The sequence below is a fragment of the Photobacterium malacitanum genome (assembly GCF_900185615.1).
GTDB lineage: Bacteria > Pseudomonadota > Gammaproteobacteria > Enterobacterales > Vibrionaceae > Photobacterium > Photobacterium malacitanum.
Genome location: NZ_FYAK01000001.1, coordinates 47,134 through 70,036, shown reverse-complemented (window position 1 = coordinate 70,036; position 22,903 = coordinate 47,134). Strand labels below are relative to the sequence as shown.

Below are 22,903 nucleotides of genomic sequence, written 5' to 3'. Positions count from 1 at the left end.
CGGAAAATACCATGCTTGACCGTTACAGCATTACTCTTATACGTCAACCTTTAGCAAGGCTGGCAGCATTACCTGAAAACTATGGTATTAGTGCCAACCAAATTACCCTTAGTGGGTTTGCAATTGGCCTCTTTGCCCTACCAGCTCTTGCATTTGAATATTATGGATTAGCTCTGTTTTTTATTGTAATTAATCGATTATTTGATGGCTTAGATGGTGCAGTTGCTCGTCGCCAAGGGATCACTGATTGCGGTGGGTTTCTTGATATAACTCTGGATTTTTTATTTTATTCATTAATTCCATTTGGATTTGTACTCGCCGATCCTAGTCAAAATGCGATAGCCGGTGCGTTCTTAATCTTCTCTTTTATAGGTACAGGCTCAAGTTTTCTTGCATTTGCTATCATGGCGAGTAAACGCAATATAGAAAGCCCTGTATATAAACAAAAGTCGTTATACTACATTGGTGGCCTAACAGAAGGCACTGAAACCATCGCCTGCTTCGTGCTGTTTTGTTTATTCCCACAACACTTTGCCACTATCGCATGGATTTTTGGTTCTTTATGTTGGATAACCACTACCACCCGTATTTGGGCCGGTTACCATACCTTAAAAAATTAGTGCCACGGCGCTGGATATAAATAAACACTGATATCCAGCAGCCTCACACTCCGCTTATTGTGCTGTTTATCAACGTACCCATTGACGGTGCAATTGCTCGCTATCGCCTAAATAATCTAGCAGCCAAGTTACGGCAGGATTCATGGTTTCAGTATTCCATGCTAAACAACATGGGCTAACTGATGGTTTGATAGCGAGCTCTTTTTCAATTAGCTCTCCCGTTTCAATTAATGGGACAGCCATATGACTGGGTACCACACTTACGCCTAAGCCTGCTTTTAAGCACTGCATCGCACTGTGCCAATTTGGAACCAGAATACGGCGTTGATTATCCATCAACCAAGTGATCCGTTTTGGCAATGTTCGTGAGGTATCTTCTAAACAAACGGCGGGATATTGTGCCAACTCATGCGCTTCTAATGGATGATCACAACTTGCTAACGGATGTTGAGGATCAATCACAAATTTCCAAGTTAATGTTCCCATATCACGATAATCAAAGCTGCCACCGACAGGCACTGCTGCTGTTGCTCCTATCGCAATATCTGCCCGTCCATCGGCCAATGCATCCCATACTCCATTAAACACTTCCATCGTAAGGTGCAATTCAACATCAGGAAAGTGTTCATAAAAATCACGAACTAACATATTGACGCGACTTTGACGCACAACAGTATCTAAAGCGACTGATACATTTTGTGACCAGCCATTTGCTACGCGTTGAGTTTGGTATTTCATTAACTGCATTTGTTTGATTATTTTGCGTGATTCTTCGACAAAATATTCCCCAGCAGGTGTTAGTTTAACCTGTCGATGTAATCGAACAAATAATTCGACAGCTAAACGCTCTTCTATCAATCTTACGGTATAACTAATAGCGCTGGGTACTTTATGCAGTTCTTCTGCTGCTCCTGAAAAGCTGCCACGACGGGCAACAACGTCAATAACCTGTAGATCATTATAGGAAAACATATCACATCAAATTTTTTGAAAGCATGGTTTAAATTTTAGCGTTTCACAGCCATTAAAACCAGTATTACACTAGCGGCAATTGTAATATTGACGAAAAGTATAAAATGAAAAATCAACCATCTAAAATAACCCTGTTCTGGTTTGCATGTCTAAGTATGCTAGGTTTCCTAGCCACTGACATGTATTTGCCTTCGTTTGAGACGATCCGCGCCGACTTTGCAACAACCCAATCTCTTATCGGCCTATCACTCAGTGTATTTTTGCTTGGTATGGCATTAGGCCAAGTTATTTATGGTCCTCTCTCTGATCGCGTTGGACGTATTAAAGTACTTGTTGGCGGTATGGTGCTGTTCAGCCTTGCTTCTATTGCCTGTTCATTTGCTCCTAATATTGAAGTATTCCTTGCTGCACGTTTTGTACAAGCATTAGGTGCATGTAGTGCAACAGTTATCTGGCAAGCAGTTGTTGTTGACCGTTACGACGGCAAAGTTTCTGAGCGTGTTTTTGCTACCATCATGCCGTTAGTTGCTCTTTCTCCAGCTTTAGCACCTTTGCTAGGTGCAATGCTTGAGCATCAATTAGGCTGGCGTAGCATTTTTATTGCATTAGTCGGCTTTGGCGCAGTATTAGCGATGATGACGTTAAAAGAGTCTGAAAGTGCGAACCTTAGCCAACAGCAAGAAAAATTAACGACTAAGTTGCGTAAAGACTACGCTCAAATTCTGAGTTCAAAAAAATTCTGGGGCAACATGCTTATTTTCGCAGCATGTTCAGCAGCCTTCTTTGCTTACCTAACTGGTTCGCCGTTTGTAATGTCAGCAATGGGCTATTCAGGCACTGATATTGGTTTGAGCTACGCACCACAAACTGTTGCCTTTATTGTTGGTGGTTATGGTTGTCGTACATTATTAAATCATTTCGACAGCAAGAAACTATTGCCGTGGATTTTGGCATTGTTCTTTAGCAGCGTGTTAATCATGTTTGTTATCTCTATTTCAATGACTGTCACGACTATTTGGCCAATCCTGATTCCATTCTGCTTCCTTGCTGTAGCTAATGGTGCAATTTACCCACTGGTTATTAGTGCTGCGTTGTCTGATTTCAAAAACTGTAGCGCAACAGCGGCAGGTCTATTGAACTTTATGCAGACAATGGTGTGTTTCGCTGCCAGTGGTTTGGTTTCAGCCTTTGCTGGATACGGTTTATTAACGGTAACAGTGGCTATGTTTATCACCGGTTTCATCGCAATTTTCGGTTTCATTTTGGTTGCACAATCACGCCACCAGCAATCTGTAACCGCAACCGCTTAAATTACCACGCTTTAACCTCTTTAGAAGCAGCCTCTATGGCTGCTTTTTTTGCTCTCTAATATGCTTTTTTCCTTCATAAATAGCACAACTGTCCAACCATTAATCCACTTACACAGCCAATCACTAGCCAGTGACTAAATAATCATTTTATAAAAATCACAATATATGTCATTTTAACGCATTTTATTCCTTCTAGTATCCACACCATCTTTATGTTTACTGTTTGTTACTATCAGGACTAGTATCCAGTAGAATAACTTGTCAAAGCACTATAAAATAAACAAATTTGCAACATATTTCTTTTTTTATACATTTCTCTTGCATAAGATATCGTGGTGAGTAGTATATAAATTAAGTGATGATTAATGCAGTATTAGAGCATGAGTATTCAAGTAAGTAATATCAATAAATTTTATGGCCACAACCAAGTACTGCATGATGTCAGCTTTACTTGCAGCACTGGCGACACCCTTGTTTTGTTAGGCCCAAGTGGTGCAGGTAAAAGTTCGCTGCTACGCGTATTAAACCTGCTTGAAAATGCCACTGACGGTGAACTAACGATTGCTGACAATATATTTGATTTTTCAAAACCTATTGCTGAACAAAAAGGCTTAGCGCTAAGACGAAAAGTCGGCATGGTGTTTCAACAATATAATCTTTGGCCACATAAAACCGTCATTGAGAATCTTATTGAGGCGCCAATCAAAGTATTAGGCGTTGCTAAAACAACCGCCAAACAACAAGCTCTCGATATTCTGACGCAATTGCAACTTGCAGATAAAGCGGATGCATGGCCACTGCAACTTTCTGGCGGACAACAACAGCGGGTTGCGATTGCGCGTGCATTGATGATGAAACCTGACGTCTTACTGTTTGATGAACCAACAGCAGCACTTGATCCAGAGATCACCAGTCAAATCGTTAAGATCATCAAAGATCTTAGTGGCACTGGGATCACACAGGTTGTGGTTACCCATGAAGTTGATTTTGCAAAAAAAATTGCAAGTCATATTTTATACATGGAAAACGGCCGTGTCATTGAGCATGGTAGCCATGCTTCTTTCACCAGCCCAAAAACCGCCCAATTTGCAGAATACCTCACTCACTAATAGGTATCCTTTTTAAAGTCACGTAGATAGAACTACGTAATTAACCGCATGGAGTATAGCGATGAAGAAAATTTTATTAGCTGCAATGATTGGTCTAGCATCAAGTCACGCAATTGCACAAGATCTTAAATTTGCAACAGAAGCCACTTACGCACCGTTTGAGTACATGGATGCTAACAATCAAATTCAAGGGTTTGATATTGATATTGCCAAAGCATTATGTTCTGAAATGAAAGCAACGTGTACGTTCCATAACCAAGCTTTTGATAGCTTAATTCCTGCTCTTAAATTCAAACGTTATGATGCTGCAATTTCAGCAATGGATATTACAGCGGCACGTCAACAGCAAGTCAGTTTTAGTAATGCCTATTATGACAATGCCGCCGCGTTTGTATCATTAAAAGGCCATGTTGCTAATCAAGCGGCACTAAAAGGCAAGCGAGTTGGGGTTCAAAATGGTTCAACTCACCAAAGCTATATCACAGAGCAAATGCCATCAGTCATTGCGGTACCATATACCAGTTATCAGGATGCATTTATCGATATGCAAAATGGCCGTATTGACGCTGTTTTTGGTGATACTGCAGTTGTCGCTGAATGGTTTAAAAAAGGCAATGGCGACAAGCTCTCTTATGTCGGTAAGCCCGTTACAAATGCAAAATATTTTGGTAATGGCTTTGGTATCGCCGTTAATAAAGACAATCAAGCATTAGTTAAACAATTAAATAAAGCATTGGCAGCCATTAAAGCAAATGGTCAATACCAAGCAATCTTTGAACAGTATTTTGGTAAGTAAATTATGATATTAACGGGATATTCACAATCCCTGCTAGAAGCCAGCTGGATGACAATCCAGCTCGCTTTTGTCAGTTTAGCGGTAGGGTTAATTTTAGCGATGTTATTTGCAGGCGGCGAAATGTCACGTTATCGTGTTATTTCATGGCCAACAACATTTATCGTGACTATCCTCCGTGGCCTGCCTGAACTATTAGTGGTACTTTTTATCTTTTTTGGTTCGGGCCAAATTATTTTTTATATTACTGGCGAATTTATTGAAATTAGCCCGTTTTTATCGGGTGTAATTGCGTTATCGCTAATTTTTGCATCATATGCAGCTCAAACAATACGCGGAGCATTAAAAGCTGTCCCTAAAGGTCAGCAAGAGGCCGCAAATGCTCTGGGTATTAGTAAACAACGTACTTTTTTCAGTATTATTGTACCGCAGGCTGTACGTCACGCTTTACCAGGACTAACTAATCAATGGCTCGTATTATTAAAAGATACGGCGTTAGTTTCACTAATTGGTGTAACCGATTTACTCAAACAAGCCCAGTTAGCATCAGCTGCAACGCATGAAAGTTTTACTTGGTATGCTACAGCGGCTGCGGTGTATTTAATCATTACTTTAATTACTCAGCGCGTCATTAAAATAATCGAAAACAAATTCAGCGAGCAAGATGGCTCTAATGTAATCAAAAATAAAAGCCAAGGAGCAACCGCATGAATGAACAAAACTTTTGGCTTATGGTACAAGGGTTAATTACTAGCCTTGAATTAACTGCCGCCTCTTTATTTGTTGGCTGTAGCTTAGCCTTATTAATGACAGCCAGCTTAATATTGCGTACGCCCATTATTCATTGGATCAGTCGTGGTATTATTACGCTGTTTACAGGTACACCTTTATTAGTGCAAATCTTCTTAGTCTATTATGGACCTGGGCAGTTTGAGGTTATTCGTCAAAGTTTCTTATGGGATTGGTTAAGTCAACCATGGTTTTGTGCCATGCTTGCATTAGCTTTAAATACAGCAGCTTATAGTACACAACTATTTAAAGGTGCTTTTGATGCCATACCCAAGGGCCAATGGCATGCTTGCCGTGCATTAGGCATGAATACCAAGGCAACTCTCGGTGTATTATTACCTTTTGCTATTCGTCGCGCCGTTCCAGCCTATTCAAATGAAGTTATTTTAGTATTTAAAGGCACATCACTCGCAAGTACTATCACCATTATGGATATTATGGGTTATGCCCAAAGAATTAATGCGCAAACTTATGACACGTTGACTGTTTTTGCGGTTGCCGGTGCATTTTACCTCGCTGTTAATGGCGTACTGACTTTAATTTTCCGCGTATTTGAGAAAAAAGCTTTAGCCTTTGAAGCAGCACGTTAACACCACTATTTTAACCTATTAAAAAGCCGACATTATGTCGGCTTTTTAATCGCTTGGCACTGTAAAACACAACATAATTAATGACTTAATTTAGCATTAATTTTTAACACCATTTGTGATTTGGTATTTTTTACTAAATCGATTCTATTTTCTTTAATATGCGTAAATTGTGATAATAGCGATGCAAGCTCATCTTTCATTAATTGTAAATGACGCGTACTTCTATGGCGAGAGATCTCACTAACAAGTCGTTGCTTTGCCTGTGATGCTGTTGTTCCTTTTTCAGCTTTCTTAGTACGAAAGAAGAAATTCATAGAAAACATCCTTATTATATATAACTGTACTTAAAATATTAGATTATGATTGCAAATACCACCTAATAATTAAATATTTGTTAACTCGATATAATAAAGCGCCCATTATATAACTATTTTTAATAAATATTACGCCGACCTCTTATATCCATCAGCGAGAAATAGATGGATATAAAAGGCTATGATTAAATATCGATTCCTCAGCTATTGTTGCTAAAACGTATAGTTGCTAATGATTATATTGAGGTTTTTTCTTCTGGACTAAATCGCACTGTCTGGCCATAGATTATCTGTTTATCTTTATTATCATCACCATCACCAATGACACTCAAGAATAAACACGGTATGCCCATTGCAGCCATAAACCAAAACACATTAATATCACTATGATGATAAATCCAACCACAAGCAGCAGATACTAATGCCAGCGCAAACCCTGCTGGAATCGCATGATAAAGGGCTTGTAACCCCATATAATTATGCTTTTTGTTCTCTTCAACATAGCGTACTGATGATAATATTGTTCCAGAAAAAGTAATGCCGTGTAAAATCTGACAAACAATTAGCACTGGTAATTCCGTTGAATACGCCATTAATGCCCAACGAATAACAACAGAAATAGCCGCTAATTTAAATAATGATTTAACCTTCCAATTAGAAAATGCTTTACGACTAATGAAATAGAAAACAATAACCGAAATTGTAGATAGGCTCCACAGATAACCGATCACTTCAGTGCTGTATCCTGCATCCTTCCAATAAATAGCACTAAAGAAATAATAACCACCATGACTGCCTTCAAGCAATGAAGCGACTAAAATAAAGATTAATGTTTTTTTATCACATAGTACTTTAATAATATTAATCTTATCTGTTTTTTTATGATTACATTTCATCGGTACTGTGGGTTTTATCATTGTTCCTAAAAAGGTAATAAAGAGTCCCAACGCACCTAAAATAGGTACAGCAGTAATCCCCCAATGTTTAGTTATTAATCCCATTGAAGCAGAAGCAACAGTCAAAGCAACGGCTCCCCATAAACGGGTATAGCCATAATCTAATTGCTTATCAGCGGCATAATGGTTTGATATTGCATCTGATATAGCAACCGCAGGTCCAATCGCTAAATTAAACATAATAATTAAAATAGCCAATACCCAAAAGTTTGCTTTTAACTCACCAATATAAATAAAAGAAATAAACCCTAAAACGCCAAGAAACATTGACAAGCGCAGTGCTGGAATTAAGTGTTCAACCTTATGACAAAGTGGTGTGAGGGTAAAATTGATAATACAACGAGAAGCTAACCCTAACCCAACTAACATACCAATATCGGCATCTGTTATCCCTAACTTTTCTAACCATAGGCCTCTAAAAGGTAAATACACTCCATAAGCAAAGAAAAACGTAAACTGGTAAATAGACATCCATATCGCAGGTCGACATTGAAACATAAAATAAGCAACTCTTATTAAGAACTCTAAATAATTTACGTAATAATAACGAAAATTATTATCACTTGCACTTATTCATATTTAACCTTTTCTATTCATTATTAAAAATAAAAATGTCCAAAATGCGACTCCGTTTCGTCTTTTTATTTAAAAACATTCAAATACAGTCCTGACATTAGCTTTACACATTAAATTAACGTCATTTTGGCAATCTTACATTTCAAAAACGCAGTGATCGTTCTATCTTTAAAGAGTGTTTTAAAACAGATTATCTTTACTACAGTAACCATAATATTAAAGCTGAGTATAACAATGACAATAAATTTTTTAGTTAGATTACTACTTCCGCTCTACGCATTACTCTTTTCGATAACAACAGTAGCAACAGAAACCCATTTTTCACAAGGAAAAGAAAAATCAGTTACTTGCATGACATGTCATGGCGTTGACGGTATTTCCACGATCGATACCTACCCCAATTTACAAGGGCAAAAACAGGCTTATTTTGTTGCAGCACTTAAAGCCTATCAGTTACGTCAACGTAATGGTGGTCTCGCGATTCTCATGCACGCCCAGGCTGATGCCCTGAGCGAAAAAGACATGCAAGATATTGCGTTTTATTTTAATCAAGTAACATCGACACCTTTAAAAAATGATGACTAAATTATCAGCTTTCTCGCTGAGATAACTACCTGTGATTAATGACTCGTTATCATTTTTTGACCAATAACACAGTCAAAGGTTTTTGGAATGGATATTCAATACAATTACAAAGTTGTTAAATACTTCATGGTCACAAGTGTTATTTGGGGACTGATCGCCATGACGATTGGCGTAATACTTGCCGGACAACTTTATTGGCCTGCACTCAATTTAAATTCAGAATATTTTCAATTTGGTCGCTTACGTCCATTACACACCAATGGGGTTATTTTTGGCTTTGTGGTTAATATTCTTATGGGGACTTCGCTTTATATCGTTCAACGTACCTGTAAAGTTTCCCTATTTAATCACAGCTTATCTTGGTTTGTTTACTATGGCTGGCAGCTAGTCTTAATTCTGGCAGTGATCACTCTTCCTCTGGGTTTTACAACCTCAAAAGAATATGCCGAGCTCGAATGGCCAATTGATATTTTAATTGCGGTTATTTGGGTTCTGTATGCCATTTTATTTTTTGGCACTATCGCCCAAAGAACCGTGTCTCATATCTTTGTCGCTAACTGGTTTTATGGCGCTTTTATTATCGTTATTGCGATGATTTTTATTGTCAATAATCTTGAATTACCCGTTAGTTTTTGGAAATCATACTCCATTTACTCTGGTGCAGAAGATGCCATTGTCCAATGGTGGTGGGGGCATAATGCCGTCGGCTTTCTCCTTACCGCCGGTATTATTGGCATGAACTACTACTTTATTCCCAAAATATCTGAACGCCCTATTTATTCTTATCGTTTATCTGTGATTCATTTTTGGGGCTTAGTCGGTTTTTATACCTGGGCAGGAACACATCACCTTATCTATTCATCAGTGCCTGATTGGTTACAAAACCTCGGTATCGTTATGTCGTTGATTTTATGGTTGCCATCATGGGGTGGCGCATTTAATAGCATCATGACTTTACTCAACAATAAACCCAAACTTAAACACGATTACATTATGTGGTTCTTTTTCTCTGCCATTGTTTACTACGCTTTGGCGACATTTGAAGGCCCATTACTGGCGATTCGATGGTTTAACATGATTGCCCATAATACCGATTGGATCATTGGTCATGTACATTCAGCCGCTCTCGGTTGGGTTGGCATGTCAGCTATTGCCGTGTTTTATTACTTTATTCCACGGCTATGGGGCCACCAGCAATTATGGTCAAATCGCTTAGTTAAATGGCATTTTTGGTTAGCACATATAGGCATACTCATTTATGCAGTTGCGCTGTGGATTGCGGGAATTGGTCAAGGCTATATGTGGTTACAACAACAGCCTAATGGCAGCTTAACCTACAGTTTTGTCGATGCGATGAATTTTTCTTCACCGTGGATGCTCGCCCGCTTCATTGGCGGTGTTAGTTTTGTGCTGGGTTTATTATTAATGATATATAACCTTTACCGCACGCTTAAACAACCCTTAGCAACAGCGTCCTCAACCGAAGAGGTCAATGATCATGCTAAATAAAGATTTCACACAATCGGTATTTATTTTAATCATTTCTACCGTAATTGTGGCCAGTTTTTCTTTTCTGGTTTGGGTACTGCCCGCTTTTTTTTATCAAAATAAGTTAATTGCAGAATCAAGTGCCAAACCGCTCACTGCACTCGAAGTTGAGGGGCGCGATATCTATATTAGTGAGGGTTGCCACACTTGCCATACCATGATGGTGCGGCCTTTAGATGCCGAAGTTAAACGCTATGGCCGCTATAGTCGTGAAAGTGATGATATTTATGAGTTCCCAAACTTATGGGGTTCTAAACGTACTGGCCCCGATCTCACAAACCTTGGGCGTAAATATTCTGATGAATGGCATGCAATCCACCTAAATAACCCTCGCCATGTTGTACCTACTTCGATTATGCCAGCTTATCCATGGTTATTTGAGCAAGTACTGGATGGCGAAGATACAGAAGCCAAACTCAAAGCATTACGCATGCTTGGTGTACCGTATAACGACCGTGAAATACAACAAGCGCGTCTAGCCGTTAAAGGTCGTACCAAAGCCGAAGCACTAATAGCCTATTTACAAAGTTTGGGACAAGATCAGGGAGTACAGCAATGAACACTTTCTGGAGCAACTGGGTTATTGTATTAACCTTACTCTTTCTGATTCTTATGATCACAGTAGTGGTCTATTACTGGCGAAAAAATCACACCGCAGATCAAAATAAAACCGTTGATAGCTTTGATAATATTAAAGAAAATGATGCTGCAGTACCTAAGTTATTATTGTTTTGTTATTTTATCGCATTTGTTTTATCAGCAGGCTTTTTCGTTCTTTACCCTGGCCTTGGTAATTGGCAGGGTCTTATGGATTGGACATCAACCAGTGAAGCGACGAAGCCTCACCCTACTGACTTAAAAAAACAAATTAGCCAAGCCAAGCTCAGTGGTAGTTCATATCAAAAACTCAGTCAAGATTCGACGATAGTCAGTGCTGGTGATGCATTGTTTCAGACCCATTGTGCCGCCTGCCATTTAAGTGAAGCTGAGGGTCAAACCCATTTCCCTAATCTTTCTGATGATGTATGGCTTTATGGTGGTACAGATAAAGATATTCATCATTCAATCACTCAAGGCCGAAATGGTGTCATGGCTGGCTGGAAAACGATTTTATCAGCCGAAGACATTAAGCATGTCGCAACTTATATTGCTTCTTTACAAGCTGATCGGATTATTTCAGCTCCAGCCTTTGCATTACAACAAGGTAAAACTGTCTTTGCCAATAATTGCACCAGCTGTCATGGCAGTAATGCTCAAGGTAATCAATTAATTGGAGCCCCCAACTTAGCCGATAATGTCTGGCTCCATGATGGCAGTATTGAAGGTATTATTAACACGATTAATAACGGCTTAAATAACGTCATGCCTGCGTTTGCTGATCAACTGTCTGCCTCTGAAATTCAAGCGCTTGGTGCTTACATTCGCCATCAGCACACCGTTCGCTCTAACAAAATAGCTCAATTAGACCAAACATTAATCACTAAAGGCCAATATTTAGCTTACGCAGGTGACTGTGTCGCTTGCCACACTGGTGAAGGAGGCGAATTATTTGGTGGCGGATTAGGTTTTGTGACTCCATTTGGCACCATGTATTCCACCAATATATCGTCTCACCCTGAATTTGGTATTGGTGATTACACCTATAACGAGTTCTATGACGCACTCCATAAAGGTAAGGGTAAGCATGGTTATCTTTATCCAGCAATGCCCTATTCTTCTTATCAATATGTGACAGATGCTGACACCCAAGCATTATGGGCATACATGCAATCACTTAGTTACGTTAATACTCGCAATCGTGATAATCAGATGATGTTTCCTAGTAATATTCGCTTAGGTCTATTGGGTTGGAATATTGCTTTTCTCAATACTGATCCACTTGAATACCCTGCCGATAGCACTCAATCTTGGCGTCGTGGTAAATATTTAACCATGGGATTAGGTCACTGTTCAGAATGTCATACTCCACGAAATATCGCCCAAGCTTTAATTGCCGATAAACTGTTCCAAGGTAATTTAATTGATGGTTGGATGGCACCTGATATTACCGCAACAGAGCTTTATCAAGATCGTTGGACAATTGCTTCCCTTACCGATTTTCTGAAAACAGGTCATTCAGAAAAAGGCACCGCATTTGGTGGCATGGCTGAAGTTGTTAAAAACAGTACTCGCTATTTAACCCGTGATGATGTCAGTGCTATTGCTGAATATCTTATTACTGGCGATAAATATAACGTGCTGGATAAATCAGTTGAACAGCTCAACCCACCCGGTTTTGGTGATTTAATTCCAGCTCAAGTAAATATTCAAAATCCAGATTTAAGTGATTTGGCAACTACGCCATCAACGGATACGCGTCAACAAGAACAACGGCTTTATGGGTTGTACATTCAAACCTGTGGCGCATGCCATGGTGCCGATGGTAAAGGTCGTGAAGGTATAGCGCCGACGTTACTCAATAATGGTATTATTATGCACAAAGACCCTTATGACACCATTGCCGTCACCATTCGAGGTCTTACACCGAACTATTTAGAGCAGGAAATTGATTTTATGCCTATGAGTAGTTTCAATACGGTATTAAATGATGCTGATTTGGCCCAACTCATCACTTTTGTGCGTCAAAAATTAGGTGGTAGAGACATTCCCGTTACGGAAAATCAAGTCACGACAATTCGTAAAGATCTTACTAAAGCGGGATTTGCTGGGAATATCCATAATATGACTCAACCTATGAGTAATGATCCAGAATAATGAAATAATATGCAACAATAACGAAATAAACTCTCTCTAACTGATTGAAACTAAAATCAGTTAGCTGAAGTGCTGCATTTTACGCCTATTACACAATTAAGCGTTATTTTTTATTGCTTGTGGGAAATATCTAGGTATAGTCAAATCTTAATCCTTTGAGTAGAGGCGCGCTGCCTAAGAGTATTCGGTTGGAGGGAGATCCCCAATGAAAATCGAAGAAAGGAGTCAGCGCCGAAGTGATTATTGAGTCATCAATAGTCGCTGGTTCTGTATTGAATAAGTGCAGAACTGCCATAGTTATGTTGTCTATGGAGCGCTACCCTAAGGGATAAGAAGTATTATTTCTCAAGAAATCTGTTTCTCTATCCTTTCGGTAGATCTCCACCTTATTATAGGTGTTTAAGAGATCCATGAATTTAATCCAATATTCTGATTCACTACTATCAGTGGTACCCGCACTACTGGCAGTTATTCTTGCAATTACTACCCGCCGCGTATTGTTATCATTAGGCGCGGGCATTATTGCAGGATCAATCCTTCTAAATAATTACAACCCACTCGCAGCACTACAATATCTTTTACATCAAATTCTTGGCTTAGTTTGGGCTGATGGCGCTATCAACACCAGTAACGTTAACATGTTATTGTTTATGTTATTACTGGGAGGCTTGATTAGTTTAATGACCGCAACAGGTGCAACCAAAGCATTTGCTGAATGGGGTGTACGTCGTTGTAAAGATCGTCGCAGTGCCAATATCCTAACTGGTATGATGGTATTTGCTTTCTTTATTGATGACTTTTTCCACAGCCTGTCTGTAGGACCTATTTGTCGTCCAGTCACCGATCGTTTTCAAATTTCGCGTGCAAAACTGGCTTATTTGCTAGATTCAACCGCGGCACCTGTATGTGTTATCACGCCTATTTCATCATGGGGTGCATATATTATTGCTATCCTTGGTGGCATTTTAGTGACCAATGACATTACAGAAACGAGCCCTATTTCATTGTTTGTACAGATGATTCCAATGAATCTCTATGCTGTATTTACTTTATTAATGGTGCTGGTAGTGATCACGTTCCAACTCGATATTGGTCCAATGCGTAAACACGAACAACGTGCACGTGAGGGTCAACTTTGGGATCAAGCAAAAGGTCATCCAAAAGGATTAGAAATCACCACTGAAGGTGAAGGTAATGGCACCATGATCGATATGGTGTTACCAATTCTAACCCTAACGGTTTCTAGTATCGTATTTATGATCATCAGTGGTGCTGATGTGTTAGCAACTAAAGGCCAAGCATTCAGTTTAATTGGTTCAATCGAACATACTGATGTTGGCTCATCATTAGTGTACGCCGCACTATGTAGTCTGGCTGTATCTATTGTATTAGCATTACGCTTAAAGCTACCACTAAAAACATGGTTAACGGCGGCACCTCAAGGTGTTCAAGCGATGATGCCTGCGATTATCATTCTATTATTTGCATGGACAATTGGTACTGTTGTCAGTGATATGGAAACAGGCCAATACTTAGCATCATTAACAAAATATGGTCTGCCTGTTGCGCTACTACCTGCATTAGTGTTCTTACTATCATGTGGTATGTCTTTTGCCACCGGCACCAGCTGGGGTACATTTGGTATTATGTTGCCTCTCGCAGGTGATATGGCAATCGCGAGTGACGTTAACTTATTAATGCCTATGTTATCAGCGGTATTAGCAGGCTCAGTATTTGGTGATCACAGCTCGCCTATCTCAAGCACCAGTATTTTGTCAGCAACAGGCGCGGGTAGTCATCATATGGATCACGTTATGACTCAGCTGCCGTATGCATTAACCGTTGCCTTTGGTGCTTTCCTAGGTTACTTAGCAATGGGGATCACAGGTTCAACGGTGATTGGTATCGCTGTGAGTTCAGTATGGTTCATTGGATGCTGCGTTTATCACGTACGTCAAGATAAGAAACAACAACTAATCGCAGCTGTAAATTAAACACAGCCGCTATTTAAGAATAATCCCCGTTCGTTTTTGTGCTTATATGATTTATTCTATAACACGAAACAGCGGGGATTTTTTGTTCAGGAGATAAGCAATGGAATATTTACACACAATGGTACGTGTCAGTGATTTGAATGCCTCACTAGACTTTTACTGCCAACAATTAGGGCTCATTGAAACGAACCGAAAAGAAAGTGAGCGTGGACGTTTCACGCTGGTCTTTTTAGCAGCACCGGCTCAAGCACAAGCAGCAGCTCAAACTCAATCACCATTGTTAGAGTTAACTTATAATTGGGATACTGAAGCTTATAGCGGTGGGCGTAACTTTGGTCATCTTGCATTTCGCGTTGATAATATTTATCAATTATGCCAACAGCTACAAGATAACGGTGTGACGATTAATCGCCCACCACGTGATGGTCATATGGCATTTGTTCGTTCACCTGATGGTATTTCAATTGAATTACTGCAAAAAGGCGAGCCGTTATCCCCTGCTGAACCATGGGTTTCACAGCCTAATGTTGGCGAATGGTAAAATTTAGGTAATTGTACGCCACAGGGTTTGTTTTGCGCTCCTGTGGCATTTGTAATTTACAATTATAAAACAATGATCCCTAAATTACTCAGCAACTGTTCTTGTTGCCAATCACTAATTTGAGCCCCCGCTAAAGAAACACGTCGAACATCAACGCCATCTAAATCAACGTGACATAAATTAGTATCTTGAAATATTGCTTGTTGCCATTGTTCGCTTGAGAATTCACCGCGACTTAAATCAGAACCTTTAAATGACACACCAATTAAATTAGCTCCCCGCCAACGGTTTTCAAACAACTCACATTTTTCAAGCATTACACTTTCTAAATTAGCATAGCTTAAATCACACCCTGAAATAAATGCCGAACAAAAAAAGCTACTTTGGGTTATATAATTCGCAAATGAAGCATAGTGGAAATCTGCGCCTTTAAGATTACATTGGCGCAATTCAATACCAAAACATTGCGCATTTCTAAAGTTTGCCATCGCGAGATTACAACCTTTAAAACTAGCATCTTTTAACTTTGCATACGCAAAACTACACCCTTCTGTTTCCCCTGCTTCAATAAAACTACAGTCAATAAAACATGCATCAGTTAAATTGGTACGAGAAAAATCACAGCGATAAAACTGACATTGTTCAAAGGTTGCTTCAGCTAAATCTTGATGCGTAAACACCTCGCCATCAAATTGCTTTCTTGTCACATGCATCAATTATTACTCTATTTAAATAGTAAACCTTAGGGTTATATTAATAACAATAATTCATCGTTTACCAGCAAAAATATCAGAATGTTTATTGTTTTTTTTACCTCATTAAAAAGCCGACATAAACGAGCTGTAATCATGTTTTAAGCTATTATTTTATTATGACCGCACGCCCGCTTTAAATTTTATATTCGTATTACTATTGCAATATAATCCCGCTTAAAATTGATATAAAAAAAATAGCCGCTATTATTGATAACCCCTCAATAATAGCGACTATTTTTCACCCATCCAATCGAGCAAATAACAACCAGACGTGATCGGTTATTTTTTTACGTCACAATTTGAAACAGCACCATTGGCTTTATCAACATGCTCAACAGTATAAACATTTTTTAAACTGTGGAAGACTTTAGCAGTATAAACGTCATTATTTTCAATCGAAAATGTCACGTTATAATTCATGCCTGCTACAACTTGCTGAGTGACATGTAACACATCTTTTAGTTGATGATCACCCGCAATATCTTTTACTGCTGCTTGAGCCGCTGCTGTCACTTCGGGTGTGATTTCCCCTTGCTGCCAACCACCAGGAATAGCTTGAGTATAATCACACCCTGTTTGCATATTTGCCTCTTGCGTCGTTTTAACATCTTGTGCACTACACGCCACTAACGCCAATGAACCTAAAGCAACCACCAGAAGTTTCTTATTCATAACTTTTCCTAATTTATACGAGACCTACTTATAACAACATAAAAACAGTGTTCATTGCAAATTTAATTGCAAAAAGTAAAAAAATGCAAATTTACACAACGTATTTACGATAAGATTGCTGATTGATATCTTCTATCTCAACACTAATTGCGATATCAGAATTAAACATAGCAGCAATATGGTGCAATAAGACTTCTGAAAGCATATCTTTTTGTTGTTCACTGCGACCCGGTAAAATTCTTAACGTCACATGCACAAAAGGCTTTTCTGTTGTACCTGTACGATAAAGCTCATACGGAATCAATCGAGTTTTAATATCTTCTTCTTCAAAAATACCTGAGCTAAAAATAGAAAAATGTGTGGTTGTCATTAATTCATTTAGATCAATTTGAGTTTCTAAGTCCTTCGCATACTCGACGATACAATGCGGCATGTTGTTGCTCCTAACTAAAATACTGACTCATTTTTTTGACGTTAACACACAATAAATTACATAACTGCTTAACATCACTAATATTAGTTCACAAAATTAGGTTTTAATCGCTAATGTATCGTTCTGTGATCAATGCCATTATTTAATAAAATTGTTTGAGAAACGATAGAATTTACAATAATGGTTATTTTTAATTATTCTTAAATGGATAGTTTAAAAATAACTGCTCAATCATTTCACTGAGCTTACTCTTATCAGTATTCAATTTAGCAAAAGTACGTAACCCAGCAATTTGGACCATAACTTAATAATTCTGGACAGCCAAAAGTTTTCGTTCTCAAAAATCACCAGAGAAAATTAACTATTCCATCTGTAATTAACTTTTTTACTATAAATATTACCGCTTATTCCTTATATTTTGGTTAAATCAATCCAACTCCCATATTTCACGATCGCAAACACCCACAATTCTAGTGATTATTGCGGTATTTCATCTTTTATTAAGAATCTATATTCACTTAGGATGTAGCTGATGACTCGCCGCTTTTCCTTTACACCAATGACCACCCACATGTTGTTTAAAAGCACACATTCGAGACCATTTACCACTTACATTGGCATACCGCTCCATAAACTGCTCACTATGTTCAAGCCAAGCGTCTGGCGTTATTCCCAATTGTTGTAAAATTTTAGGCTGGTTAGATGCTATAAAACCTTTTTTATCATTGCGAATACAGCGGCCAGTCCAGTCAATAAGTTCAAGATAATCGGCAAAAGCAAAGTTTATTCCGGCTGTTTTCGCTTGATGTTCAGCACCAACAAAAGGTAATAGTTGGAAGTGCATTTTATGTGAAGATGGTTGTTTAGCTGATGTTTTAGGTTGACGATATTCACGAATACGCTGTTTAATCGAGGTAAAATCTGATTGCTCTAATGACTGTGTAACGCCTGCTCGAATCGGATTTAAATCAACGTACATCATACAAGATAATAACGCTTGTTCATCTAACAATGCTTGAGACTTAAACCGCCCTTCCCAAAACGCGCCTTTGCATTGGTCTTCTTTATTGGCTTTGCGAGCAATTTCTTCATTAAGACAGCGCATAAACCAGCTAATACTACCTAATCGTTGCTGCCATTCCTTCACTAAATTTGATAACGCTTGCTGTTTATCTGTACCGACTTGTCCTTCTTTTAAGAAATCGACAGCAATAGGATGACCATTAAACAACTGCAACCAGCGTGAAATTACCGCTTTTGAGGTTAGCTTCTGTTGCTGCTCAATATCTATTTTCAGTACCAAATGATAATGGTTACTCATCACCGCATAAGCGCAAACATCGATACAAAAAACAGTGGCTAATTGTTTGATTTTGTTTACTATCCAACCTCGTCGATGATGATAGTTTTTGCCATTATACGGATCGTCACCACACAAATACGCCCGTCGTACACAACGGTTAATCACATGATAAAAAGGCGTGATTTGCGGCTCGATCAATTTGCGTCTTGAGATTGTCATCAGTTTCACCATAAGCAACTTGAAGCTTAAGTGTAGTTACTCGTGGTTAATGTGCAAGGTTATGGCTGTCCTGTGAAAGTGTGTGAAAGTGTGTGAAAAAGGTAGATAGTGACGAATCAGTAATTTCCTATATATGTAAAAATAAAAAATCCCCCTTCGCCACTGCCCACTTAGCTTATTAAAAAGCAATTAAACAATCTTGACGCCGGTTGCCATTAAACGCTCAGGGGTTAACAATACACTTTCAGATTCATCATCTGTTTCAGCACATAACAACATGCACTCTGAGGTTTCACCACGCATCTTAGCTTTGGCTAAATTACACAGCACTACTACTTGCTTACCTAGCAGTTGTTCTTCAGTGTAATAAGGTACTAAGCTGGTCACTGTTTGTAGCTTAATCTCACCGACTTCAATTTGAACAATGTACAGTTTATCGGCATTTTCATGACGGACAACATCAATAATTTTACCTACACGAATATCTAATTTAGCGAAGTCTGCGTATGAAATGGTATCCATGGGTTCTCCTTTATAGTTAATAGTAGCGATAAGCACACAAAATTGTTAACGTTTACATTAGCAATTAAATATTGATTTACAAAGAATATCATTTCGAATTAGTTAGCTATATCACACAGTTAAATTGCGTTATTTACACAACCGTAGTTTAATAGATCTAACAGTAATAGAGGTGATTATGGCAACAATCAAAGATGTGGCGAAGCTCGCCGATGTATCTGTCGCAACCGTATCAAGGGTGATCAACAAATCACCTAAAGCCAGTGAAGCCGCCATTACCGCGGTAACACAAGCAATGCAAACACTTGGCTATCGTCCTAATGCTAATGCTCGAGCTCTAGTCAGCCAATCGACCAACACAATAGGTGTGTTAGTCGGCGATGTTTCAGATCCTTTCTTTGGCGCAATGATCAAATCGATCGACAATATCGCCCGTCAACATGGCAAGCATTTATTAATTGGTAATGGCTATCATAATGCCGACAGTGAGCGTGAAGTGATTGAACTGTTGATCAATAATCGCTGCGATACATTAATTATTCATAGCAAAAGTTTATCCAATGCTGAATTGATTGCTTTTACAAAAGAAGTACCAGGCATGGTGCTTATTAACCGTTTTATTGCTGACATTGCCGATCGGTGTATTGCTCTAGATAACCATCGAGGATCATATTTAGCAACTGAACTATTGATTAAAAACGGCCACCAGCATATCGGTTATATTTGTTCCAATCATGATATTGAAGATACTGCACAACGCAAACAAGGTTATATTGATGCATTACACGACCATAACTTAACAGCACCGCAAAGTTATATTGAGTATGGTACGCCTGATGAAGATGGGGGCGAACTTGCAATGACAAACCTGTTGGCGAAGGCGCTTCCTGTCACTGCGATTGCTGCTTATAACGATTATATGGCTGCTGGTTGCTTGTCAGTACTAGAAGCAAATGGCCTTACTGTTCCTAATCAAATATCGTTAATTGGATTTGATGATGGTTTAATTGCGAAGTACCTGCATCCGAAACTGACCACCGTACGTTATCCAATTCAAATAATGGCAGAGCAAGCAACTCAATTGGCGTTTCAATTAGCTACAGCTGCCAAACAACCGACACCTGTCGAAGCCCTTGATTCTACAATTACTCATACGTTTGTACCGACGTTGGTTAAACGATTATCAGTAACAGAACTACATTAATTACGCGTTATTTAATTGGGCTTCAAGTTACAACGTCACTTAAAGCCCAATTAATGAGTATTAGAAAGTAAACACTTTATCAGCAGCAAGTGTCCACTCAGCTAAATCATCCAATGTGGCAATAGCAACATCTTCAATTAGCGGTAATGCTGTTAACCCCCGTGCAGCGCAGCATGTTTTACATAATTTAACTTCGCCACCCTGAGCTAATATGATCTCGACCATTTGTTGAATATCATAGCCTTCTACAGGCGCTTGTTTTGCCAAAGCACAAGTGACAGCGTCAGACATTAAAAAGATTTTCATTGCTACAGGTTGTGCTTCTTGCTCGTTAAGCTTTATAGCCAAACGTAGTGCATTAAATGGTCGTTCAGAACCATAAGGTGCATCATTAATTATCATTAGTATAGTTTGCATTATTTTCTTACTCGCTATGATATTTCAGTAACTGTTTTACCATAAAACCGATTATCAATAGCCATTAATGTAGGTAAACCACACCTAATGTCTATTTTTTATTCTCTAGCGGTATTTTTTATAATTTTAAACTGTTAACTGCTGCAATTATTTGGCACATTAACGCCCCTAACGAGTAATTGTATGTTAAATGCATTTGCCATAACCTAACCGTCATTTACAGTGAGCATTCAATGAGCCATCGTCTTCAACTAACTTCTGCCCCATCGGTGCTATTTTTGTTTGGGCTATCGGGTGCAGGCAAGTCATTTGTTGGGGATATAATAGGCGCGCACAATGAGTGGTTTGTTTATCATGCTGATGACGATCTTACCGATGAGATGCGTCAGGTAATTGCAGCTAAACAACCGTTTACAGAAGATATGCGTGATCAATTTTTCTGCCGTATTGTTGATAAAATTAACCATTACCGCACTATTTATCCACGCTTGGTGATCACTCAAGGTGCTTATAAGAAAAAGCATCGTGATTATATTCGTCAGCATATTGATGATATTGACATGATATATGTCACCACCTCAGATAAGTTAATTCATCAACGTTTAGAATACCGCCTTAATGGTATCTCTAATGCTAGTGCTGAAGCGATCAAACACATTTTTGAAGTGCCTGATGATAGTGTCAAAAAACTGCATAACATCGATGGTATCGAAGAGATTATTCAACAACTGAATGGTTTTTATGATAACTAACTACCAATGAAAACGCCCGCAACGTTAATCAATTAAGCTGCGGGCGAAATAACAATGACTTTTGAGGCCACTAATAACTATCGGAATCGATAACTGGTTAAATGATGGTAATGCTCATTAGGACGCAATACTGGATTATTATCATGCCACTCAGGATGGTTAGGTGAATCAGGTAAAAATTGCGTTTCCAATGCCAATCCACTGTAGTTAGCATATTCACCACCAGCTCGGTTTGGACACCCTGCCAAAAAGTTCCCAGTATACAACTGTATTGCCGGTTTGGTGGTTAATACATCCATTGTTAATGAATTATCTGCCACTGTTACTGTTGCACAAGCTGTTATTGCTCGACGTACATCTGACCTTAATATAAATGAGTGATCATACCCATGTGCTTGTTGTTGATCGTTATCAACTAACCAATTTTGATTGATCAATGTTGGCCGACGGAAATCAAAACTTGTTGCCTCAACCGCATTCCAGTCACCTAACGGGATCCCATTTTGATCTGTTGGTAAATAATGATCGGCATTGATCGTCAGTTGATGTGATAAACAATCATTATCGCTATCCGCCCCAAGCAAATTAAAATAGCCATGATTGGTTAAATTAACCACTGTCGATTTATCTGTTTCTGCACTATAACGAATAGTTAGTTCATTAGTTTCCATGAGTGTATAGGTAACAACAACACGTAAATTACCAGGAAACCCCATATCGCCGTCTGCTGATAACAAACTAAATTGTACTTCTGTCGCATTTAGCTGCTGCATCTGCCAGCGACGGTGACTAAAACCATTCTCACCACCATGTAAGCAATTGCCATTTTGGTTTGTCGATACTTGGTAATTTTGACCATCTAGGCTAAATTGACCCGCTGCAATACGATTAGCATAACGACCAACCGTTGCTCCTAAATAAGCTTGCTGCTGATAAAAGTTGTTTAGAGTACTTACCCCTAGCAACACCTCTCTAAGCTCTGGTTGCTGATTAACCGTTACAGGTACACAACAACTCAACCATGTAGCACCAATATCCATCAGAGTGACTGACATGCCCTGCTGGTTAACTAATGTAATCAACTTGGCAGGTAGCCCATCTGCAGCCATATCAGCTGTCATCGATTGATGTAACGCTATTGCATGTTGAGGTAAGTTATCTAACATATTCGATCA

The 22,903-nt window shown here is 38.9% G+C and carries 24 protein-coding genes and 1 riboswitch; of the genes, 14 read left to right on the top strand and 10 right to left on the bottom strand.

Annotation, left to right across the window (positions count from 1 at the left end; translation table 11 throughout):
• Positions 1–11: 11 nt before the first annotated feature.
• On the top strand, positions 12–620 hold the full coding sequence (locus PMAL9190_RS00350) for a CDP-alcohol phosphatidyltransferase family protein (RefSeq protein ID WP_087843405.1): 609 nt from the start codon (positions 12–14) through the stop codon (positions 618–620).
• Between the two features lie 69 nt (positions 621–689).
• Here the strand turns inward: PMAL9190_RS00350 and punR are convergent, their stop codons facing one another.
• A complete protein-coding gene (gene punR, locus PMAL9190_RS00345) occupies positions 690–1,592 on the bottom strand; it encodes a DNA-binding transcriptional activator PunR (protein WP_065168582.1) in 903 nt (300 codons plus the stop codon).
• Between the two features lie 104 nt (positions 1,593–1,696).
• Between punR and punC the strand changes: the two genes are divergently transcribed.
• The 5 genes from punC (at position 1,697) to artM (ending at position 6,183) form a co-directional block, all read left to right on the top strand.
• Entirely contained in the window at positions 1,697–2,902 is a 1,206-nt protein-coding gene (gene punC / locus PMAL9190_RS00340) for a purine nucleoside transporter PunC (protein WP_087843404.1), read from the top strand.
• A 380-nt stretch (positions 2,903–3,282) separates the two neighbouring features.
• A complete protein-coding gene (gene artP, locus PMAL9190_RS00335; RefSeq protein WP_087843403.1) occupies positions 3,283–4,011 on the top strand; it encodes an arginine ABC transporter ATP-binding protein ArtP in 729 nt (242 codons plus the stop codon).
• Between the two features lie 61 nt (positions 4,012–4,072).
• A complete protein-coding gene (locus PMAL9190_RS00330; protein WP_087843402.1) occupies positions 4,073–4,807 on the top strand; it encodes a lysine/arginine/ornithine ABC transporter substrate-binding protein in 735 nt (244 codons plus the stop codon).
• A 3-nt stretch (positions 4,808–4,810) separates the two neighbouring features.
• A complete protein-coding gene (gene artQ, locus PMAL9190_RS00325; RefSeq protein ID WP_087843401.1) occupies positions 4,811–5,515 on the top strand; it encodes an arginine ABC transporter permease ArtQ in 705 nt (234 codons plus the stop codon).
• Entirely contained in the window at positions 5,512–6,183 is a 672-nt protein-coding gene (artM, locus tag PMAL9190_RS00320) for an arginine ABC transporter permease ArtM (RefSeq protein WP_065168587.1), read from the top strand. The genes artQ and artM overlap by 4 nt, the downstream gene beginning before the upstream one ends.
• Before the next feature lie 77 nt (positions 6,184–6,260).
• On the opposite strand, the gene PMAL9190_RS00315 is transcribed toward artM, so the two are convergent.
• A complete protein-coding gene (locus PMAL9190_RS00315) occupies positions 6,261–6,497 on the bottom strand; it encodes a cell division topological specificity factor MinE (RefSeq protein ID WP_087843400.1) in 237 nt (78 codons plus the stop codon).
• A 236-nt stretch (positions 6,498–6,733) separates the two neighbouring features.
• On the bottom strand, positions 6,734–7,951 hold the full coding sequence (locus tag PMAL9190_RS00310; RefSeq protein WP_087843399.1) for a 3-phenylpropionate MFS transporter: 1,218 nt from the start codon (positions 7,949–7,951) through the stop codon (positions 6,734–6,736).
• A gap of 312 nt (positions 7,952–8,263) precedes the next feature.
• Here PMAL9190_RS00310 and PMAL9190_RS00305 point away from each other — a divergent pair, with 312 nt between their 5' ends.
• The 6 genes from PMAL9190_RS00305 (at position 8,264) to PMAL9190_RS00280 (ending at position 15,451) form a co-directional block, all read left to right on the top strand.
• Entirely contained in the window at positions 8,264–8,614 is a 351-nt protein-coding gene (locus PMAL9190_RS00305) for a c-type cytochrome (RefSeq protein WP_087843398.1), read from the top strand.
• 87 nt (positions 8,615–8,701) lie between these two features.
• On the top strand, positions 8,702–10,123 hold the full coding sequence (ccoN, locus tag PMAL9190_RS00300; protein WP_087843397.1) for a cytochrome-c oxidase, cbb3-type subunit I: 1,422 nt from the start codon (positions 8,702–8,704) through the stop codon (positions 10,121–10,123).
• Positions 10,113–10,721 carry a cytochrome-c oxidase, cbb3-type subunit II gene (ccoO, locus tag PMAL9190_RS00295; RefSeq protein WP_087844177.1) on the top strand — a complete coding sequence of 203 codons (609 nt, stop codon included), beginning with the start codon at positions 10,113–10,115 and terminating at the stop codon, positions 10,719–10,721. The genes ccoN and ccoO overlap by 11 nt, the downstream gene beginning before the upstream one ends.
• Complete coding sequence (gene ccoP / locus PMAL9190_RS00290) at positions 10,718–12,916, top strand: cytochrome-c oxidase, cbb3-type subunit III (RefSeq protein WP_087843396.1); 2,199 nt, start codon at positions 10,718–10,720, stop codon at positions 12,914–12,916. The genes ccoO and ccoP overlap by 4 nt, the downstream gene beginning before the upstream one ends.
• Positions 12,917–13,068: 152 nt before the next feature.
• A riboswitch (Lysine riboswitch) is annotated at positions 13,069–13,243 on the top strand.
• An 83-nt stretch (positions 13,244–13,326) separates the two neighbouring features.
• Entirely contained in the window at positions 13,327–14,910 is a 1,584-nt protein-coding gene (locus PMAL9190_RS00285; protein WP_087843395.1) for a Na+/H+ antiporter NhaC family protein, read from the top strand.
• A gap of 100 nt (positions 14,911–15,010) precedes the next feature.
• The gene (locus tag PMAL9190_RS00280; protein WP_087843394.1) at positions 15,011–15,451 is read left to right on the top strand and encodes a VOC family protein; all 441 of its coding nucleotides are present in this window, start codon (positions 15,011–15,013) and stop codon (positions 15,449–15,451) included.
• 62 nt (positions 15,452–15,513) lie between these two features.
• Here the strand turns inward: PMAL9190_RS00280 and PMAL9190_RS00275 are convergent, their stop codons facing one another.
• The 5 genes from PMAL9190_RS00275 to PMAL9190_RS00255 all read right to left on the bottom strand — a co-directional run bounded on the left by PMAL9190_RS00275 (position 15,514) and on the right by PMAL9190_RS00255 (position 19,355).
• Positions 15,514–16,164 (bottom strand): Qnr family pentapeptide repeat protein, encoded by a 651-nt coding sequence (locus PMAL9190_RS00275; RefSeq protein WP_087843393.1) that lies wholly within the window; start codon positions 16,162–16,164, stop codon positions 15,514–15,516.
• Positions 16,165–16,485: 321 nt separating this feature from the next.
• On the bottom strand, positions 16,486–16,878 hold the full coding sequence (locus tag PMAL9190_RS00270) for a cystatin domain-containing protein (RefSeq protein ID WP_087843392.1): 393 nt from the start codon (positions 16,876–16,878) through the stop codon (positions 16,486–16,488).
• Positions 16,879–16,969: 91 nt separating this feature from the next.
• On the bottom strand, positions 16,970–17,311 hold the full coding sequence (locus tag PMAL9190_RS00265) for a 5-carboxymethyl-2-hydroxymuconate Delta-isomerase (protein ID WP_087843391.1): 342 nt from the start codon (positions 17,309–17,311) through the stop codon (positions 16,970–16,972).
• 514 nt (positions 17,312–17,825) lie between these two features.
• Positions 17,826–18,833: a transposase gene (locus tag PMAL9190_RS00260; protein ID WP_087843390.1), complete on the bottom strand. Its 1,008-nt coding sequence runs from the start codon at positions 18,831–18,833 to the stop codon at positions 17,826–17,828.
• Positions 18,834–19,022: 189 nt separating this feature from the next.
• Complete coding sequence (locus PMAL9190_RS00255) at positions 19,023–19,355, bottom strand: tRNA-binding protein (RefSeq protein WP_060997472.1); 333 nt, start codon at positions 19,353–19,355, stop codon at positions 19,023–19,025.
• Positions 19,356–19,533: 178 nt separating this feature from the next.
• On the opposite strand from PMAL9190_RS00255, the gene PMAL9190_RS00250 reads away from it, so the two are divergent.
• Positions 19,534–20,559 carry a substrate-binding domain-containing protein gene (locus PMAL9190_RS00250; RefSeq protein ID WP_087843389.1) on the top strand — a complete coding sequence of 342 codons (1,026 nt, stop codon included), beginning with the start codon at positions 19,534–19,536 and terminating at the stop codon, positions 20,557–20,559.
• Positions 20,560–20,619: 60 nt separating this feature from the next.
• On the opposite strand, the gene PMAL9190_RS00245 is transcribed toward PMAL9190_RS00250, so the two are convergent.
• Positions 20,620–20,976, bottom strand: coding sequence for a DsrE/DsrF/TusD sulfur relay family protein (locus PMAL9190_RS00245; protein ID WP_087819936.1), 357 nt, complete (start codon positions 20,974–20,976; stop codon positions 20,620–20,622).
• Positions 20,977–21,209: 233 nt separating this feature from the next.
• Between PMAL9190_RS00245 and PMAL9190_RS00240 the strand changes: the two genes are divergently transcribed.
• Positions 21,210–21,728: a hypothetical protein gene (locus PMAL9190_RS00240; RefSeq protein WP_087843388.1), complete on the top strand. Its 519-nt coding sequence runs from the start codon at positions 21,210–21,212 to the stop codon at positions 21,726–21,728.
• Positions 21,729–21,805: 77 nt separating this feature from the next.
• Here PMAL9190_RS00240 and galM read toward each other — a convergent pair whose 3' ends face one another.
• Entirely contained in the window at positions 21,806–22,894 is a 1,089-nt protein-coding gene (galM, locus tag PMAL9190_RS00235; RefSeq protein WP_087843387.1) for a galactose-1-epimerase, read from the bottom strand.
• Positions 22,895–22,903: the final 9 nt, after the last annotated feature.